This is a genomic window from Roseospira navarrensis (genome assembly GCF_009601025.1).
GTDB lineage: Bacteria > Pseudomonadota > Alphaproteobacteria > Rhodospirillales > Rhodospirillaceae > Rhodospira > Rhodospira navarrensis.
Genome location: NZ_WIVE01000160.1, coordinates 1 through 1041, shown reverse-complemented (window position 1 = coordinate 1041; position 1041 = coordinate 1). Strand labels below are relative to the sequence as shown.

Here is a 1041-nt window from a genome sequence, read left to right as displayed (position 1 = left end):
GGCTCAGTTTGCGTTAGATATGCATGCTGGTTGTTTGGGCGAGATAAGTCCGGCGATGCATGCCAGGATTGCACGGGGAGACGGCTGGGTCGGCAGAACGACGAGGTGATACCACGCAAGGTAGCTGTCGAGGTATCTGGTGGCGATGCCGCGATGGCGCCGGAACAAGGCCTTCAGCCGTTCATGGCGGCTGTTGACGGTCTGAAGGTGGAGGTCGCCCCGCACCCGCTGGCCGGCGCTTCGGTTCAACGCCTCATGGGTCACGCCCAGCCGGGCCGCGCACGGCGGATAGGCAGTTCCGCCGTCGCTGACCAGGAGGGCATCCTTGTCGATGACCGGGGCGAGGTGGTCGGCCAGGGCCTCGCTGGTGACCGCATCAAGGACGGTACTGAACGTGGAGCCAGACCGATCAGCCGCCACCAGGATGGGCACCTGTTCCCTGGACAGCCCCCGCTTGGCCGCCTTTCCGCCGCGTTTGCGGGGCTTTCGGTCCAGCTTCCGGTCTCCCTTGCGGCTGTCGAGCATGTAGGTCTCGTCCGCCTCGACAATGCCACGCAGTTTCGAAGGGTCGGTTTTCGCCGCCCGCAAGAAGCGGTGGCGCCAGCGAAACGCGGTCGTGCCCGCCACGCCGCACCGATCCGACGCCTGCTTGATCGTCTCGCCCGCGCGTAGGGACTCCGCAAACGCCGTCCACAGCGCCTTGTGCCGCAGGCGGGCCAGGGGTGTGCCCGTCAGAGCGTTGAAGGTCTTGCCGCAGCCCCGGCAATAATAGCGGCGCAGTCCATTCGACCGCCCGCGAATGACCGCACCCGGGGTCTCGCAATGGGGGCACCGGCGCTCCGCGCCAACGCGCTGCTCCAGCATCTCTAGAAGGCTTTCCAGAGACGACGGCCCCTCCAGGACACGGGCCGCCTCGGCCCTCTGCTCCGGCGTCAGCCCATCCATCTCGGAAAGCCAAACCAAAAACGTGTCCCGATCCATGCCCGCCTCCCGCGTTCGGTATCCTTCATGATACCAAATCCGGGAATGCATAGCGAACGC

1 protein-coding gene is annotated in these 1041 nt (G+C 65.9%); it reads right to left on the bottom strand.

Translation table 11 applies throughout. The annotated features are described in order from the left end of the window. Positions 1 to 3 precede the first annotated feature (3 nt). Positions 4 to 981: an IS1595 family transposase gene (locus tag GHC57_RS19095; RefSeq protein WP_153347245.1), complete on the bottom strand. Its 978-nt coding sequence runs from the start codon at positions 979 to 981 to the stop codon at positions 4 to 6. Between the last annotated feature and the right edge of the window lie 60 nt (positions 982 to 1041).